Raw genomic sequence first — 18,135 nt, 5'->3', positions numbered from 1 at the left:
ATTATATGTTTTTAAAATTAAATTTTGTTTAACTTGTTCTGTAGATAATCTGGTTATGTGACGACTTTATATAATAAAGTCCAATTTAGCTAAAGTTTTGCGCTTTCACAGACCAGAGTTCAGCCTTTTTTTCATCAATTTCTACGCCTAAACCATATTCATAAATACAAGCCAAATCACGCATGGCTTGAACTTCCCCAAGTTTGGCTGCTTGTTCGAGTAACCCGATAGACTTAACAATGTCTTTTTCAACAACATGACCATTACGATAAAAGCTGGCAAGTTCTAAATATGCAGCAGGGTATTTAAGCTCAGAGGCTTGCTTTAGCCAGTGATAAGCATATTCAAAGTAAGTTTTAGATTCTTCAGGATCTTCTTCACAGATATCTTTCGCATAAACGGCATAACCCTCTCCGAGCCAGTACATTGCATCGACATACCCTAATTGTGCTGCTTTTAATGCCCACTCCTCAGCCAATTCAATATGATCATCATTTTCACTTTGCATATAAAGTTCTGCTAAAGCAAATTGTGCATCGGCTTGACCAGCAGATGCACGATTGAATAATTCTGTTGGGATTTCAAGATCTGTCATAACATAATATTTACAAGAGGATATATATAGCCTAAATGTTTTACATAAAAAAAGCCAATCTGGTGATTGGCTTTAAGAAATTGGCATTGATTTAAATAATTAATATAGCAGCACTCAATAGTGCCAAGATGGTACACGCTACAGCAATTTTTTTAATTTTTCCTGCAAAATAACTTAAGCACCATACAACAAATAATGCAGCAAAGGTCAAAGAGCCAAGCCAGTAACTTATCGCTATACTGATGTTGTCATGGTAAATACATAAAATCAAAGCGGCAATCAGCAAAATCCAACCTGAAATTTTAGCGATAGAAGTTTTCCCTAGTTCTAAGGTATCGCCAAAAATTTGTTTTTGGTGTTTGGACATAGAGCTGGCTAAACAAAAAAAACCTAAAGTACTGATTGACCAGATAAATAAAAACCAGATCATACTTGTGACTCCTGTGCAGAAGTAACCGTTTGAGATATCTTGGTTTTTTTGTTCATCAATCCTTTATGTTTTTTAACTTTGTAAAAAATAAACAAGAAGATGAGTGCTAAAATCCAAACCATCAAATCAAAACTGGCAATCATCCACTGAGCATTTGATATACTGCTCCATAATGCATTTCCACCTGTAAAAAAGTTCAGGAATGGTAACAAGGTATAAGCTATCGTAGCGATCGCTAATAATTCCAGCCAAGCTTTTTTATTTGGACGTATCACTGCATAAATAAATGTAAATAACCAGACAATAAAAAATATACGTATTTCCCAATTTAACCGCATCACAAAATCTGCTGGAATAAAGCGATTAGCATAAAAATAAGCTGCTGTAGCAATAGGTAATCCAATAATGGCTGCAATATTGGTGATTTCTACAAGCCGATAACCAAAAGACTTATGACCTTGTTTTTGTTGCTGGGGAGCACGTTTGACACACCAGAGAATTAAACCGGTAGCGACCATTAATGTTCCAATGACACCAGATAAAAATAGTAACCAACGAAGTGCAGTATCTAAACCTCTTGCTTCATGTAATACGGTTACAACATTATAAATACCCATTGGAATTGTGGTTTTGGGTGCTTCTTCCTGCTGGGCAAGTAGCTTACCTGTTGTCCCATCAAATTTTAAAGATGGATAAATATTGCGGCTAATTAAACTTTCAGGATGAGCAGCTCTGATCTCAATAGTTGCCTTATTTGTATTTGGAGCAATAATATTGATTGATGCAATTTGATTGGTTTTCCACTGTGCCTGTGTATAGGTAATAATTGGTTGAATATTTGCCAATGCAGCAGGTTTAATTTCTGATCGATTACGCCCCTGACGTTTTTCAGCATGTTTCTGACCATCATGTATTTTATTGTCACGGGTTTGAGTTGAAGCGCCGCGCTGATCCTGTAAAAATGCTTGACGACTTTCATAGACTTGATTTATCCCCCAAGGCATTAAAATAAACATCAGTAACAATAAGCCACTGAAAGTAATCATGATATGAAAGGGAAGGGCAAAAACTGCGGTAGCATTATGAGCATCTAGCCACGAACGCTGACCTTTACCTGAACGGAAAGTGAAAAAGTCACTAAAAATCTTTTTGTGAGTAATAATACCGCTAATAATGGCAACCATCATCAGTAATGTTGCAAAACCTACAATCCAGCGAGCCCATATACGATCTAGACCATATAACTCGAAATGGAAGCGGTAGAGAAATCCGCCGCCACGGGTTTCTCGTGCCTGTATGACTTCACCTGTGGCACTATCTAGGGTAACACGTTCACCACCTCGACGTGCCCGAGGGTCTTCACCCTGTTTACGTATGCTCAGCTCAGTTGTTGTTTGCCTTGAGTTAGGCAGGGAAATTGCCCAGCTACCTGCATTTCCTGAATGTTGCTGTAGATAGTTTAATGCAACCTGAGCCTGTTCAACTTGTGATATGGGAGGGACAGATTGATGGGTTTCTGGCTTCATCCAAACACTAATTTCGTTTTGAAAGAAACTCAAGGTTCCTGTTAAAAAGATCGCATAAAGTAACCAACCCAAAATGAGACTAGCCCATGTATGTAACCATGACATGGATTGGCGAGGTCCTTCGATTTTTGCATCTACTCGCATTTTATGTTCCTGATACTAGATTGATTATAAAAAGGAACAGGATAGGCAACATGATGCCCAGAGTGGCTTTGAGTGTCTTATTGACCATGAATACCCATATAAATGCTGCTGTATGGATTGCAAAAGCGAAAAGCGTCGCAGACATGACTGCACTGGCTCTATAGTCGGAAAAAACCTTTGCAATCACAACTGCTGATAGTGCAGCGAGTAAATACCCACCGAAAGTAGCTAAAATAAAGCGATAGAAAATCATCAAACGATAAGGTATGAGAGATTTTTGCTGAGTCTTTTTTGCAGGACGAATAGAGGGATTGATTCCTTCTAGCTGATCAAGGTCTGCTTGGCTATTCATATGAAGCTTAAACCGCAGGAAAGTTTTAATAAAAGTAATGCAAATAATAACAATTATCATTTAAATATAAAAGTCAATTTATTGAATATCTTGATTTTTTAATTTTATTAAATAGTTCAAAAGATAAGGGGAATACAACCATAATTTAACAATGGATGTTGAAAAAGCTTTTTCGGATATGGATAGTTAATAAACTAAATAAAGTTTTATCATCAAAGTGGGAAAATACCTGAGTCAGATTTTACGGCAAAAGAAGAAGCCCAATTGCTAATTCACTCTTTCAATCAGAATTGTATAAAATTATTGAGGAACAATTGGTACTTGGACACTCTATAGTAACGGTAGTGGAATATTTGAAGTTTTAAAATTAATAAGTATATAAATGAATTACATGTGTTTTATTGTTGAATAGCTTTTGAAAGTTTCTAGGGTTCTTGTAGCTTTAATCTCTTGTAGGGAGAGAAGTCTAAAAACCCGTTAAACTTCTCTTTCCGTCTATTCAGTCTTTTGATACTCATTGATGACTTCAAGTGCAGCACGAAAGGCTTCCTGAGTTGCTGGTGCGCCACAATAAGGAAGGCTATGTAATAGAACTTCTTGGATTTCTTCAACAGTGGCACCATTATTCAGTGCCCCGCGAACGTGACCTTTAAGCTCTGTCGGGCTTTTTTGAGCGGTTAAAAAAGCGATGGTGATCAATGAGCGATATTTTCGTGGTAAAACACCTTCACGTTGCCAAGTTGATCCCCATGCATGTTCATTAATCCAGTCCTGAAGAGGTTGTGTAAATGGAACAGTGTTATCCTGTGCACGTTTAACAAAGCTTTCACCCATCACTTCAGTACGGACTTTTAAACCATTTTCATAATCTTGTTTTGACATACTTTTCTCAGAAAATAAAAAAGTGATAAAAGTTTAGACTTTTATCACTTTTTGCATATAGTTTTATGGTCGTAGTTCGATTGCAATAGCTGTCGCTTCACCACCACCGATACAAAGTGCAGCAATTCCTTTGGTCTTGCCTAAACGTTTCAATGCATATATCAGGGTAACGATGATACGTGAACCTGATGAGCCAAGTGGGTGACCAAGGGCACATGCTCCACCATTGATATTGACTTTTTCTGGGTCTAGATTAAATGCATCAATTGCCGCCATGGTGACCATAGCAAAAGCTTCATTGATTTCCCATAAATCTACATCTTCAGCTTTCCAGCCTGTTTGATTCAGTACTTTTTCAATTGCACCTACTGGAGCGATAGTAAATTCTTCTGGGAGCTGGGAATTGGTTGCGTATGCCTTGATTTCAGCAAGTGCTTTTAAACCACGCTTATTTGCTTCTGTTTCAGAGGTTACAATTAATGCTGAAGCTCCATCACTGATTGAACTTGAATTCGCTGCGGTGACAGTCCCATCTTTAGCAAAAGCAGGACGAAGTGTCGGTATTTTATCAATTTTTGCATTGCCTGGGTTTTCATCGTGTTCGACGATGACATCACCTTTACGGCTAGTCACAGTCACAGCAGCGATTTCATCTTTGAAATAACCTTCTGAAATTGCTTTTTGGGCACGGGTGAGTGAGCGGATAGCAAATTCATCCATTTGTTCACGGGTATAGCCTTTTTTATCTGCCATATCCTGAGCAAAAGTTCCCATGGCACGACCAGTGTATGCATCTTCTAATCCATCCAGGAACATGTGATCAATCACTTGCCCATGCCCCATACGATAGCCTGTTCGTGCTTTAGGGAGTAAGTAGGGTGCATTACTCATTGATTCCATACCACCAACAACCACAATATGAACACTGCCGGCTTTAATCGCATCAGAAGCCTGCATGGTCGCTTTCATACCAGAACCACAGACTTTATTAATTGTAGTTGCCCCAACATGATCAGGTAGCCCCGCTTTGCGCATTGCCTGACGAGCTGGTCCTTGTTTCACACCAGCAGGTAATACACAACCCATGATGACTTCATCAATATCATTGACTGGAATATTCGCTTGTTCTACTGCTTTTTGAATTGCTACTGAACCCAGATCTGGAGCAGTCAAGCTTGATAAACTTCCTTGAAAACTTCCCATTGCTGTACGGCTCGCAGCCACAATTACAATATTTTCCATCTTTATTTCTCCGCGCGCTTTATTAGCGAAAGGTTTTTTTATATGAATTAACAAAATCAAAGCAGCCTGAGCTGCTTTGAAAGATTGTCTATGAAATTATAGAAATCAAACAGCTAAATCAGAAGTATCTAACTCGACACCTGTGGCAGCCTGGATTTGTTCTAGACTGACATCTTTTGCAAGTTCAATCAGTTTAATACCATTTTCAGTAATATCCATTACACCTAAGTCAGAAATAATACGGTTTACAACACCTTTTCCTGTAAGGGGTAATGAACATTGTGGGACTATTTTAGCGCTACCGTCTTTGGCATTGTGTTCCATCAGTACAACAACTTTCTGTACACCAGCAACCAGATCCATGGCACCGCCCATGCCTTTGACTTTTTTGCCTGGAATCATCCAGTTTGCCAAATCACCCGTTTGTGATACTTCCATGGCACCCAAGATGGCGATATTGACCTTACCGCCACGAATCATGGCAAAGGATTCCGAGCTAGAGAAAAAAGCAGCACCTTTACGTGCAGTAACAGTTTGTTTACCAGCATTAATTAAGTCAGCATCAACTGTATCTTGAGTTGGAAACTCCCCAATTCCGAGCAAGCCGTTTTCAGACTGGAGCCAGACATTGATATGATCAGGAATATAGTTTGCAACCAGTGTTGGTAAGCCGATACCAAGATTAACGTAGAAACCATCTTCAAGCTCAAGCGCAGCGCGTTCAGCCATTTCATTACGAGTCCATGCCATGATTACGCCTCCGCCTTTAAAGTCAATTGTTCAATACGTTTTTCCGGATGGGCATTTAAAACCACACGATTAACATAAATCCCGGGCAGATGAATCGAATCTGGATCTAACTCACCGATTTCAACAATTTCTTCAACTTCCACGATAGTAAATTTTCCAGCCATTGCACATTCTGGATTAAAATTACGTGCTGTTTTACGGAAAACTAGATTTCCTGCCTTATCTGCTTTATAGGCTTTTACCAAGGCAACATCAGCAATTAATGCAGTTTCCAGAATATATTCTTTACCATCAAATTCTCGGACTTCCTTACCTTCAGCAATCAGAGTACCGACACCTGTCTGGGTAAAAAAAGCAGGGATACCTGCACCACCAGCACGCAATTTTTCAGCTAATGTACCTTGTGGTGTAAGTTCAACTTCAAGTTCACCATTTAAATATTGGCGTTCGAATTCTTTATTTTCACCGACATAAGAGGCGATCATTTTCTTGATTTGCTTGGTTTGTAATAACTTACCTAAACCGAAATCATCAATGCCGGCATTGTTTGAAATACAGGTTAAGCCTGTAACTCCTGTTTCTTTCAAAGCATCAATAAGCGCTTCAGGAATACCACATAAACCAAAACCGCCGACGGCTAAAATCTGGTTATTAGCAACGACATCAGCCAAAGCTTCACGTGCGCTAGCGACAACTTTATTCATCGTTATAACTCTATATCCATTAGTGTTTTTATTATTAGCATTACTTGGTTTTTTTTAGAAATTAAATCTTTCAAATGTGTAATAAGAAAAACTCATTAATCTGCTGGAAATCGTGGATTTGGATAAATAATATTTGAAATTAATTATGTTTAACAATAACTAAAAAATTCCTGGATGATAGAGGCCTTGTGGTTATACAAAAATATTATCTTAAATGATCAGATCAACTACAAATAAGATGATGTAAATAGCTTCCATTTTTTCTTACTCATTAGCTCAATGTGTTTTCAGGTAAATGGATGGTCTAATAAGGTTTGTATAAATTGTGAGGAAATATTTGAAATTGAAAAATCTTTTTTATAAACAATACCGACTGGAATGTGTATATTTTCATCGTCTATTTCAACTAAAACATTATGTTCTTTATCAATAAAATTTTGAAAATGCCTTGGAATTGCACTTACCCCCATGCCATAAGCAACAAAATGAGAGAGAGAGCTGATCTGATGACACTCTACTTTCAAGTCAAGAACTTGATTGTTTCTGGCACAGTTTTGCTCAACAACTCGTCTGATAATAGATGGGTGTTGTAATGTAATAAAGGGGTAGGTGCACAATTCTTTCCATGTTACATGCGATTGATTTGCTAAAGCATGATCTTTAGGGAAAAGTGCTAGAAAATCTTCATTAAATAATGGCTTGAACGTGAGTTGATCATTTTGCGGTGGCTCAAAACATAGCCCTAATTCAAAAATTCCTTCCTGAACATTTTCTATGATTTTTTCATTTGGAATATCATGAATGGAAAAATTGATATTGGGATGATCTTTTAAAAAACGATGCATAACTTCGGGTAAGATCGCATGAGTTGCAAAGGGCATGGAAGCAATGTTTAAAGTCCCTCTATTCAATTTAAAACGTTGTTTAACGTCTTTTTCCATATCTTCCCAGTTTGCTAAAAGCTTTTTTGCATAAGGAATGAGTGATTCGCCTTCAAGTGTCATCTCAACACGGCGAGTATTACGTTTAAATAATTTTCCACCCAATTCTTCTTCTAGACTTTTGATACTTAAACTTAAAGCAGACTGGCTTAAGCACAGTTCGTTTGCAGCATTGGCATAGTTCAATGTACGAGCGAGAACAAGAAAAGCTTTTAGCTGTTTGAGTGTCATTATTTAAACCTGAGAAAACAGGATTTGTTCACAAATCCAATGTCAATGCTAATGAAAATTTTGAAATCAGTTAATTGATTTACATGAAAAAAAGATTCATCACATTAGATGCCATCTTCTTATAGAGTATAAACAAAATACGGAATATGCGTACATGTTATTTCATATTAAAGCAGTGAGTGTACTGGAGCAGCCATTCGGCCTTTAAATAATATTTTTTTCTTATTCATACAAAATATGCATTTTTTTGAATACTGATTTTATTCACTTTATTCAAATAAAACTTGATTGATCAATTTTTTAAATTATTCAATAAAAATTTTAAAATAATGAAAATTTATATTTGGATTATAGTTCTGACAATTATTTGGATATGAATGTCTCAGACAGGACATAACTGGGACTTTGAAAAGCCTGAAATGATTGTTTTGTAGTCGTTTTAAGGTGATATTCATTTTTGGATTAAATGAAATGATGGTTGGGAAAACCTAAAACAATTTGTAGAAAATATTTAGGTTAAACCCGGCAGATAATCTTTAAGGATGGAGCAAAAGAATATGTGGGAATTAGGTGTAATTTTACTTTCCCTTGGGTTATTAATGTTTACAGCCTATCGGGGATTTTCAGTTATTCTGATGGCTCCGATATGTGCTTTACTTGCAGTTTTATTGATTAATCCTGCAAACGTTTTACCATTTTATTCGGGTGTGTTCATGCCGAAGATGGTTGGTTTTATCAAAGACTACTTTCTGGTTTTTTTACTCGGCGCAATCTTTGGTAAAGTTGTCGAAATGTCGGGTATTGCAGAATCCATCGCCAAGACGATTGTGAATCTGATCGGTTCAAAAAATGCAATGCTTACAGTGGTGCTTCTAGGCGCGATTTTAACGTATAGTGGTGTCAGTCTTTTTGTTGTGGTATTTGCTGTTTATCCATTTGCAAATCAGTTATTTAGGCAAGGGAATATCCCTAAAAAACTGATTCCAGGTACGATTGCCCTAGGTGCATTCTCTTTTACCATGGATGCACTTCCTGGTACACCACAAATCCAGAATGTCATTCCAACAACGTTTTTTGGTACAGATATTTATGCAGCACCTTTTTTGGGTATCCTTGGTGCTATTTTTGTCCTGATTTTAGGTCTAAGCTATCTGGAATGGCGTCGCCGTGTCGCAGCGAAAAACGGTGAGGGTTATGATTCTGGTATTCATTTAACTGATGCTGAAAAGAAAGCGCTGGATACCGATATTGATCCTAAACATAACGGAACCGTACTACGTCAGTTTGTTGCATTTATCCCACTGATTTTGGTTGCGGTGATGAACAAATATTTATCAACTGCCATCAAAACCTGGTATCCAGATGGTTTTGATTTTAATGCAATTGGTCTGGCAAATTATTCTGTCGATATTGCGAAAACTTCTGCAATCTGGGCTGTTGGTTTAGCCCTGATTGTTGGAATTATTACTGCCATCATGTTCGACTATAAGCGTGTTTATAGCAGCTTTAAAGAGGGTGTCAATGCCAGTATTGGTGGTTCATTACTGGCGGTCATGAACACGGCTTCTGAATATGGTTTTGGAGCGATTATTGCTGCTTTACCTGGCTTTGCGATTATCAGTCATGCTTTGGGGCATACTTTTACCAATCCTCTGGTCAATGGCGCTGTTACGACAACAGTTCTGGCTGGGGTTACAGGATCAGCTTCTGGCGGGATGAGCATTGCGCTAAGTGCGATGGCTGATCAGTATAATGCCGCAATCACAGCGCTGGGTATACCTGCGGAGGTGATGCATCGTATTGTTGCGATGGCATCAGGCGGTATGGATACTTTACCGCATAATGGTGCAGTCATTACCTTGCTTGCGGTTACAGGTCTTACACATAAACAGTCATACAAAGATATTTTTATGATTACAGTCATTAAAACGGCTGCTGTATTTGTTGCAATCGCTGCATTTAGCTGGTTTGGAATCGTTTAATTTTCAATTGCAAGTCAACAAAAAAAGGAATATCAAATGAGTCAATTATTAAAAGATAAGGTTGCATTTATTACAGGTTCTGCAAGCGGCATAGGTTTGGAAATTGCTAAAAAATTTGCACATGAAGGTGCAAAAGTTGTGATTTCTGACTTGAATGTTGAAAAATGTGATGAGGCTGTTGCTACATTAAAAGCAGATGGTCACGAGGCTTTGGCTGCTCCGTGTGATGTGAGTAATGAACAGGCATATCAAGCAGCTATCGAACAGGCACACCAAACATTTGGTCGTTTGGATATTCTGATCAACAATGCAGGATTTCAGCATGTTGCAGCAATTGAAGATTTCCCAACAGAAACATTTCAAAAACTATTAAATGTGATGCTGGTTGGTTCATTTGTTGGTATTAAACATGCTTTTCCAATCATGAAAGCACAAAAATATGGACGTATTATCAATATGGCATCCATTAATGGTCTGATTGGTTTTGCGGGTAAGGCTGGATATAACAGTGCTAAACATGGAGTAATCGGTTTAACCAAAGTTGCAGCACTAGAAGCAGCAAGGGATGGGATTACAGTCAATGCACTATGCCCAGGTTATGTAGATACGCCATTAGTTCGTGGACAAATTTCGGATTTGGCAAAGACACGAAATGTAAGTGAAACCAGTGCCTTAGAAGATGTGATATTGGCTATGGTGCCACAAAAACGTTTACTTAGTGTAGAAGAAATTGCAGATTATGCCATTTTCCTTGCAAGTGAAAAGGCTGGGGGCATAACTGGACAGGCAGTTGTAATGGATGGTGGTTATACAGCTCAATAATCTTTTTTTGATTTGAAGCTATTTAGTTTATGTTTCCAGAACAGGGAAAAGTATAAAAGTTTAAACCTAATTTTTTGCACAATCTCGCTTCTTTGAAAAGGAGGGAGACTGTGCAGGATTTGAATATTTACTCTGCTTTGACAGTATCCAGTTCATCCGCATGTAAAAAATGAGTATGATGTGGTGCGCGTTTGGTTTTACTCCATTCATCTAACATTTCACGTTTCATTTCCTCGGTAATCATCGCTATTTTTTCTTGAGCTTTGGGATCGTCATAAGTCAGTTCCAGACGATGTCCATTTGGATCAAAAAAGTAAATTGAATGGAAAATGCCATGATTTGTCACACCTAAGACGTCGATTCCATTATTTTCCAAATGTGCTTTTGCCTCAAGCAAAGCATCTCGATTTTTTACTCTTAATGCGATGTGCTGAACCCATTTCGGGGTGTTTTCATCACGTCCCATCTCAGGTTGAGTTGGTAGTTCAAAAAAAGCCAGCACATTACCATTCCCAGCATCCAGAAATAAATGCATATACGGATCAAATGCTTTTGTTGATGGAACATGATCCTCTGCAAACGCGAGAATAAAATTCATGTTGAGGTTCTTTTGATACCATTCGACAGTTTCTCTGGCATCTTTACAGCGGTAGGCAACATGATGAATTTGTTCGATTTGAATTGCCATTTTTAAATATCCTTATTTAAATGAGGTTGCATCAATTTGTGCTTCAGGTGCAGCTTTTTGAAATGCTTCGAATGTGAGGCAATGTTGGTAAATGGACTGTATTTTGGGAAAATGATCGAGATCGATATCAAAGCGTAAAGCGTTATAAACTTGTGGAATCAGGCAACAATCTGCAAAAGTAGGCTTATTTGTAAAACAAAATTTGCCATTAGAATCTGAAAGTTGTTGTTCCAGACTTTGAAAGCCGACTTCGATCCAGTGTCTGTACCAGATATTTTTATCCTGCTCAGAAACATTTAACGTCTTCTTTAAATACTGTAAGACACGCAAATTGTTTAATGGATGAATATCACACGCAATGTTTAAGCAGAAAGCACGAGTTAATGCACGTGTTTCAATCGTATCTGGAAGAAGCGGAGGGTGCGGATATTTGTCTTCCAGATATTCCAAAATACTCAAAGATTGGGCAAGTGTAAAATGATCATCAATCAGGACGGGTAAAAGTTCACTCGGATTGATCTGTTTGTACGTTTCACTATGCTGTTCACCACCATTATTGAGTAAATGTACAGGAATAATTTCGGCGTTTAGCCCTTTTAGCTCAAGTGCAATACGGACACGGTATGCGGCAGAACTTCGAAAATAGCTATAAAGTTTCATTTCTAAATCCGGAGTTGATGATCATTCTGAAAATTCAAACTGAATCGCAGGAAGAATTTTTCCTGAAACTTCGCCAAAGCCGATACGTAAACCTTCTTTTTCACAATAACCTTTTATGGTCAGGGTATCGCCATCTTCTAAAAAGCCTCGTTGTTGACCATTTGAAAGTGTAAGCGGTTTGGTTGTATTCCATGTTAATTCTAGCAATGAACCATATGAATCAGGTGTAGGTCCAGAAATAGTGCCAGACCCCATAAGGTCACCAACTTGTAGGTTACAACCTGAAATCGTATGGTGAGTCAGTTGCTGAGCCATGGACCAGTACATATGTCTAAAATTGGTTTGACAAATAATATCTGTCTGGGGCTGACCTTCCGCCTGAATTTCAACAGATAAATGTATGTCATAACTATTGTTGTGATGATCTTCCTGTAGATAGGCTAGAGGTTTGGGGTGTTGAACAGGTGAGCTGGTTTTGAATGGTTCTAAAGCTTCTAAGGTTACAATCCAGGGAGAAATCGAAGAAGCAAAAGTTTTTGCATTGAATGGCCCTAAAGGAACATATTCCCATTGTTGAATATCACGAGCTGACCAGTCATTAAACAAAACCATTCCAAAAATATGATCCCATGCAATTTCTATAGGAACAGGCTCTCCGAGCGCATTTGATCTACCGACAATAAATCCAGTCTCAAGCTCAAAGTCGAGTTTCCGGCAGGCTGAAAAGACAGGTCTTTCTGATTCTGGCAGTTTGATTTGACCTGATGGGCGGACGATATCTGTACCACTTAGGACAACTGAGCTCGCCCGTCCATTATAACCGACTGGCAGTTCTGACCAGTTGGCAAGTAACGCATTTTTGGGATCACGAAACATACTGCCGACATTGGTTGCATGTTCTTTAGATGAATAAAAGTCTGTATAGCCTGAAATGTGGACTGGCAAATGTAAAATAACTTCAGTTTGTTTTAAAAATACTTTGCTACGTAATTCGTGATTATCACGTAATGTTGTGGTCTCGCTTGAAAGCAAGGCTTGCAGTTCTGCCCGTATTTTTGACCAGTTTGATTTTCCTGATTCTATGAACTTGTTTAAGGTTGGTTGATTAAAATAACTTTCGCCATCCTGAATTTTTAAAAAGCCATTTTCCTCTAGTACAGCAAGGTCTATTACCCATTCACCCAGAGCAACTCCTATGCGACGACGCTTTTCTGGTAATGTGCTAAAGACACCATAGGGCAGGTTTTGGATTGGAAAATCCGAATTTTTATCTACTTCAATAAATGATTTTAACTGACTCTTCATTTAAATATTCCTTGTCACTTTCAACTCAGCAATCCTGCTATTGAACGCATATATGGGCTAAGCAATAAATCAAATCATTTATGTTTGCTATATGAACAAATTAAATAAAAATCATTAGCTTAGTTGGTTTTTTGTACAAATATATTTGGGGTCTTGATTTTTGCAATTAATCCTATCATACTCAGTTTTATAAATTACGCAATACATAACTAAATTATGAATAACGTAATTTAGTTGATTGAAGAAATTAAAGTATAGATGCTGACTAGCAACTGTCATTTATTTCTGAAGTACCGGGTTTGAAATGATTTTGCTTCGAGTAGAATGCTAGTCATTCAATGAAGAGTAAAAGTTTAATGATAGAAGAAAAAACTCAGGGCGGCGTACAGTCTTTAGAGGTGGGTTTATGTGTTTTAGATGCCTTAATTGCTGGGCGCTCACCGATGATGTTAAAAGAGCTGGCTGAAAAACTTTCAATGCATCCTGCGAAAGTTCATCGCTATGTTGTGAGTTTGGTACGTATGAATTATGCCAGACAACTAGATGATGGCCGGTATGCCTTAGGTGATCAGGCATGGCGTTTAGGTTTGAGTTTTATCCAGAGAACAGATGCAATCCAGGCTGCTCAGCCAATGATTTATGATTTGCATCGCCAACTGGATTGCGGGTTACAGATTAGTAAATGGACATCGCAAGGTCCTTTGATTGTCCAGTGGATAGAACCGAATCAACCAGTATCCGTGATTACACGTGTTGGTTCGATTATGCCATTGTTAAATTCGGCAACTGGTCGTGCATATTCAGCATTCATGCCTGAAAATGTGATCAAACCATTGTTAGAACAAGAATGGCAAGAAAAGAACAATCAGGGCTTGAACGTACATCCTGCTAATTGGGAAGAATTTCAAAAAATGAAATCGGTCATAGTTGGGCAAGGAATCGCTACGGTTTCAGGAGATTTGTTGGCAGGGGTAAATGCCGCTTGTGTACCTGTATTTAATATTCATGGCGAGGTTGAGTTTTGTATAGCAGCCTTAGGTAGCGAAGCACATTTGCCAATAGATTTAACCCATCAATGGATGCTGGCATTGAAAGATACTGCTTCTGCATTGACGCAATTCATTACACAGAGATAATCCAGTAATTTTAATAGCTTATTCGTATGTCGGGTGTGGATGTTTTAAATAATTCAACAGTGATGTGAAGGAAAAGGATTTTGGGAGTAACTTCCTGAAAAAGGATAAAAGGTAAGGACAAGGAGTTCGATATGCACTTTCCAGCAGCAATGCCAAGAAATTCGCTGTATTACACATATGAAGTGTTTCCATATTTTCATTCTGCAATGGATGTCATCACGGATACTACAACAGTAACGATAGTCGGAGCCGGGCCAATTGGTATGACGACGGCGCTTGCACTCGCTGAACATGGTGTACAAGTGATTTTGATTTCAGCTGAACGTCAGCTCTCAGAGGGAAGTCGGGCACTTGTATATACCAAACGCTCAATGGAAATTTTACAAGCTGTTGGTGCTGCTGAATCTATTATGAGTAAAGCATTACCCTGGACACACGGGAATTCAATTTATAAAGGTAAAACTGTTTTTCGAATGGCTTCACCGACCAGTGAACATGATCAGTTTGCCCCCCTGAATAATTTACAGCAAAATTTTCTGGAAGATTTTTTACTTAAGAAAATACAGCAAAACCCTGATATTGAGATACGTTGGGGGAATAAAGTTGTCGCAACACAACAAGAAAATAATATTGTTACATTAACGATAGACACACCAGAAGGGCAATATTTACATAAATCGAATTGGGTCATTGCTGCTGATGGTGGGCGCTCACCTATCCGTGAGGGTATGAAACTGCGTATGCAAGGTGCAAGTTATGAGGGACGCTTTGTTATCGCAGATATCCGTATCAAACTGGATTACCCAACAGAGCGACTGGCTTTTTTCTCTCCCGACTGGAATCCGGGAAATACTATTTTAATGCATCGAGAACCTGATGATATCTGGCGTTTTGATTATCAGCTTGATCCAAGTGTTAGCCCTGAAGAAGCACTTAAGCCAGAAAATCTGAGTAAAGCAGTAAATGATCAGCTAAAAATGATTGGTATGGATCATCTTGAATGGGAGATGGACTGGAGTACAGTGTATTCGGCTCGAGCATTAACTTTAGACAATTATGTACATAACCGCATCATGTTTGTAGGTGATGCAGCACATTTACTTCCGATTTTTGGTGTACGTGGTGCAAATACTGGTTTTCAGGATGCTCTGGATTTATCCTGGAAATTGGCAGCTGTAATACAAGGATGGGCATCAGAAAAATTGCTTGAAAGTTATACTTTTGATCGTGTTGGTGCAGCTCGGGAAATTATTGCTGAAGCAGGGAAGTCCACACGTTTTATGGCTCCACCGACAAAAGGGTTTCATTTACTTCGAAATGCTGTTTTGTCATTGTCTTTAGAGCATGAGTTTGTACGACCACTTTACCATTGGCGAACTTCTAGACCACATGCATATACTCATTCACCATTAAACAGTCAATGTGATGATAATGCTTTGATGAACGAGACAACAGAAAATGGTGCATTATTTCCTAATTATAAAACTGGTGACCAGTATTTGTATGACCATATCACTGGTCATTTTAGTCTCATTATTTTTACAGAAGAAACACAGTTAGATGCTGTACTTATAAATGAAGTTAATGGATTGAAAAAACGGGGAATCCCACTTAAAACCATTGCATTTGCGATGAAGGGGCAAAATGTTCAAGGTGCAGATCAGATATTGCCCATTTCAATAATCGATGCAAATGAACGATATTTTGCCGGAAATGGAACGATCTATTTAGTTCGTCCCGATCATCATATTAATGGACGCTGGTTGCAATATCGTGAAAATATATTCATCAATACTTTTGATCAATTTCTTAACTCATCACAAGGAGTTGCAGTATGAGTTCGATTTCAATTCCTGATTTGGAAAAAGTTTACGACCATTTAGCTGAAAGTATTGATGGTTTAACAGAAGACAAACGTCAATTGTTTCTAGTTAAACTCGCACTTTTAAGTGCTAATCAGATACAGGATGCTGCAGTGTTTGTTCAGTTGATTAATCAGGCAAAAGTTTTTGAAAGTTAAGTTTTTGGTGTGAAGATCAATTTTATTTATAAAAACATGGATTGAAAAAAGGAAGCACTTAGGCTTCCTTTTTTGATCAAAAAATCAATGATTAAGCAGCATCGTCAGCTTTCTTGCTTAAAACAAGTTTAAGTTGTTCTTCATCAAGTGCTTTTTCCCAACGTGCAACAACAATAGTTGCACAGGCATTACCAACTAAATTGGTTAACGCACGGCACTCAGACATAAAGCGGTCGATACCCAGAATGAGCATCATGCCAATTACAGGAACGCTAGGAACGACCGCCAAAGTTGCCGCTAAAGTAATGAAGCCAGCTCCAGTTACACCAGCAGCACCTTTAGATGAAATCATGGCAACTAATAACAGAAGAACCTGTTCACCCAAAGACAAGTCGATATTCATTGCCTGAGCGATAAATAATGCAGCCAGGGTCATATAGATATTTGTACCATCAAGGTTAAATGAATAACCTGTTGGAATAACCAGACCGACGACAGATTTTTCACAACCAGCTTTTTCCATTTTATTCATGAGAGATGGAAGAGCAGCTTCTGAAGAACTTGTACCCAGAACTAGCCATAATTCATCTTTAATATAACGGATCAAGGCAAAGATTGAGAAACCGTTATATTTAGCAACTGCACCTAATACCAGTACAACGAACAAGAATGCAGTAATGTAGAACGTCAAAATGAGGAACATCAGGTTACCAACACTTTTTAGTCCAAAAGCACCAATGGTATATGCCATTGCCCCGAAAGCACCAATAGGTGCAAATTTCATTAACATCCCAACTAACTGAAAGATTGGTGCTGTCAAATTGTTTAAAAAATCAACAATAGGCTGACCTTTAGCGCCGATTGCAGCTAAAGATAAACCAAAAAGTACTGCTACGAAAAGAACTTGTAAAATATCACCACCAACAAGAGGACTAATCAAAGTTGTTGGAATGATATTCATCAAGAAACCAACGATGCTGGTTTCATGAGCTTTTTCGACATACCCCGAAATTTTGGTTGCATCTTTACTTGCTTCAAGTACGGTCGGATCAATATTTAAACCATGACCTGGTTGTACGATATTCGCTACGATTAGACCAATAATCAAAGCTAAAGTAGAGAATGTAATAAAATACAACATTGCTTTACCAGCTACACGACCTACAGCACCCATGTGTTTCATACTGGAAATACCCGTCACGACTGTTAAGAAGATGACAGGAGCAATAATCATTTTTACCAAGTTAATAAAAGCTACACCAAGAGGTTGTAAACTTTTACCTAGGTCAGGCCAAAAATGTCCAAGAATAATACCTACCACGATGGCAAAAATAACTTGCACATAGAGGATTTGGTAAAATTTTTGTTTCTTTGGCGGACGAGAATTTCCCTCGAGTTGAATCTCCATGAGGACTCCTTTTCGTTATCCTTAAAAATAAGGATTAACTTTTATTTACGCAAATGTGGCGAAATTTGAAACAAATAATGAGATAAAAGCACAAATTTTGTTAGGGCGATTTTAAATTATCTGAAAATTGTCACAAATATTAATTAAGAATAAATAGGTTTAATCAATAAGTGAGGCATTTTTCTTTAGACTTATAACGATTAATAAAATTTTTCTGGTTAAAGAATAGACTAAAGTTTTAACTTATAAATTTCTTATTTAATTAAGTTGTTGAATTGTCAAATTTATATTTGATATCGTGGGCTGGGTCTTAGTAT

General features: G+C 37.9%; 18 protein-coding genes. 5 read left to right on the top strand and 13 right to left on the bottom strand.

Features of this window, described 5'->3' with window-relative positions:
- Positions 1 to 85: 85 nt before the first annotated feature.
- From KPC_RS08910 to KPC_RS08870, 9 genes are all read right to left on the bottom strand, one after another.
- On the bottom strand, positions 86 to 595 hold the full coding sequence (locus KPC_RS08910; protein WP_121974025.1) for a tetratricopeptide repeat protein: 510 nt from the start codon (positions 593 to 595) through the stop codon (positions 86 to 88).
- Positions 596 to 686: 91 nt separating this feature from the next.
- On the bottom strand, positions 687 to 1,025 hold the full coding sequence (locus tag KPC_RS08905) for a DUF3325 domain-containing protein (protein WP_121974024.1): 339 nt from the start codon (positions 1,023 to 1,025) through the stop codon (positions 687 to 689).
- Positions 1,022 to 2,695 carry a PepSY-associated TM helix domain-containing protein gene (locus KPC_RS08900; protein WP_121974023.1) on the bottom strand — a complete coding sequence of 558 codons (1,674 nt, stop codon included), beginning with the start codon at positions 2,693 to 2,695 and terminating at the stop codon, positions 1,022 to 1,024. Before KPC_RS08900 ends, KPC_RS08905 begins: the two co-directional genes overlap by 4 nt.
- A 1-nt stretch (position 2,696) precedes the next feature.
- A complete protein-coding gene (locus KPC_RS08895; RefSeq protein WP_121974022.1) occupies positions 2,697 to 3,047 on the bottom strand; it encodes a hypothetical protein in 351 nt (116 codons plus the stop codon).
- Positions 3,048 to 3,542: 495 nt separating this feature from the next.
- Positions 3,543 to 3,929 carry a carboxymuconolactone decarboxylase family protein gene (locus KPC_RS08890; RefSeq protein ID WP_121974021.1) on the bottom strand — a complete coding sequence of 129 codons (387 nt, stop codon included), beginning with the start codon at positions 3,927 to 3,929 and terminating at the stop codon, positions 3,543 to 3,545.
- Between the two features lie 63 nt (positions 3,930 to 3,992).
- A complete protein-coding gene (locus KPC_RS08885; protein WP_121974020.1) occupies positions 3,993 to 5,171 on the bottom strand; it encodes a thiolase family protein in 1,179 nt (392 codons plus the stop codon).
- 105 nt (positions 5,172 to 5,276) lie between these two features.
- Positions 5,277 to 5,921, bottom strand: coding sequence for a 3-oxoacid CoA-transferase subunit B (locus tag KPC_RS08880; protein WP_121974019.1), 645 nt, complete (start codon positions 5,919 to 5,921; stop codon positions 5,277 to 5,279).
- 2 nt (positions 5,922 to 5,923) lie between these two features.
- Positions 5,924 to 6,625 carry a CoA transferase subunit A gene (locus tag KPC_RS08875; RefSeq protein ID WP_121974018.1) on the bottom strand — a complete coding sequence of 234 codons (702 nt, stop codon included), beginning with the start codon at positions 6,623 to 6,625 and terminating at the stop codon, positions 5,924 to 5,926.
- Between the two features lie 287 nt (positions 6,626 to 6,912).
- Positions 6,913 to 7,797: a LysR family transcriptional regulator gene (locus KPC_RS08870; protein ID WP_121974017.1), complete on the bottom strand. Its 885-nt coding sequence runs from the start codon at positions 7,795 to 7,797 to the stop codon at positions 6,913 to 6,915.
- 557 nt (positions 7,798 to 8,354) lie between these two features.
- Between KPC_RS08870 and KPC_RS08865 the strand changes: the two genes are divergently transcribed.
- The gene (locus tag KPC_RS08865; protein WP_121974016.1) at positions 8,355 to 9,779 is read left to right on the top strand and encodes a GntP family permease; all 1,425 of its coding nucleotides are present in this window, start codon (positions 8,355 to 8,357) and stop codon (positions 9,777 to 9,779) included.
- Between the two features lie 36 nt (positions 9,780 to 9,815).
- Positions 9,816 to 10,601 carry a 3-hydroxybutyrate dehydrogenase gene (locus tag KPC_RS08860; RefSeq protein WP_121974015.1) on the top strand — a complete coding sequence of 262 codons (786 nt, stop codon included), beginning with the start codon at positions 9,816 to 9,818 and terminating at the stop codon, positions 10,599 to 10,601.
- A 127-nt stretch (positions 10,602 to 10,728) separates the two neighbouring features.
- Here KPC_RS08860 and KPC_RS08855 read toward each other — a convergent pair whose 3' ends face one another.
- Genes KPC_RS08855 through fahA form a run of 3 tightly spaced genes read right to left on the bottom strand, consistent with a single transcriptional unit; the run spans position 10,729 to position 13,254 of the window.
- On the bottom strand, positions 10,729 to 11,289 hold the full coding sequence (locus KPC_RS08855; protein ID WP_121974014.1) for a VOC family protein: 561 nt from the start codon (positions 11,287 to 11,289) through the stop codon (positions 10,729 to 10,731).
- Positions 11,290 to 11,301: 12 nt separating this feature from the next.
- Positions 11,302 to 11,949, bottom strand: a complete 648-nt coding sequence (maiA, locus tag KPC_RS08850) for a maleylacetoacetate isomerase (protein ID WP_121974013.1) — start codon at positions 11,947 to 11,949, stop codon at positions 11,302 to 11,304.
- Positions 11,950 to 11,970: 21 nt separating this feature from the next.
- A complete protein-coding gene (gene fahA / locus KPC_RS08845) occupies positions 11,971 to 13,254 on the bottom strand; it encodes a fumarylacetoacetase (RefSeq protein ID WP_121974012.1) in 1,284 nt (427 codons plus the stop codon).
- 356 nt (positions 13,255 to 13,610) lie between these two features.
- Between fahA and KPC_RS08840 the strand changes: the two genes are divergently transcribed.
- The 3 genes from KPC_RS08840 to KPC_RS08830 all read left to right on the top strand — a co-directional run bounded on the left by KPC_RS08840 (position 13,611) and on the right by KPC_RS08830 (position 16,410).
- The gene (locus KPC_RS08840; protein ID WP_121974011.1) at positions 13,611 to 14,390 is read left to right on the top strand and encodes an IclR family transcriptional regulator; all 780 of its coding nucleotides are present in this window, start codon (positions 13,611 to 13,613) and stop codon (positions 14,388 to 14,390) included.
- Positions 14,391 to 14,521: 131 nt separating this feature from the next.
- The gene (locus KPC_RS08835; RefSeq protein WP_121974010.1) at positions 14,522 to 16,228 is read left to right on the top strand and encodes an FAD-dependent monooxygenase; all 1,707 of its coding nucleotides are present in this window, start codon (positions 14,522 to 14,524) and stop codon (positions 16,226 to 16,228) included.
- Entirely contained in the window at positions 16,225 to 16,410 is a 186-nt protein-coding gene (locus tag KPC_RS08830; protein WP_121974009.1) for a DUF2783 domain-containing protein, read from the top strand. Before KPC_RS08835 ends, KPC_RS08830 begins: the two co-directional genes overlap by 4 nt.
- A 91-nt stretch (positions 16,411 to 16,501) precedes the next feature.
- On the opposite strand, the gene KPC_RS08825 is transcribed toward KPC_RS08830, so the two are convergent.
- Positions 16,502 to 17,818, bottom strand: a complete 1,317-nt coding sequence (locus KPC_RS08825; protein ID WP_121974008.1) for a dicarboxylate/amino acid:cation symporter — start codon at positions 17,816 to 17,818, stop codon at positions 16,502 to 16,504.
- Positions 17,819 to 18,135: the final 317 nt, after the last annotated feature.

The organism is Acinetobacter stercoris, assembly GCF_900323515.1.
In the GTDB taxonomy this organism is placed as follows: domain Bacteria; phylum Pseudomonadota; class Gammaproteobacteria; order Pseudomonadales; family Moraxellaceae; genus Acinetobacter; species Acinetobacter stercoris.
Note: the sequence above shows the minus strand (reverse complement) of the source record. Positions and strands in the feature narration are given on the sequence as shown.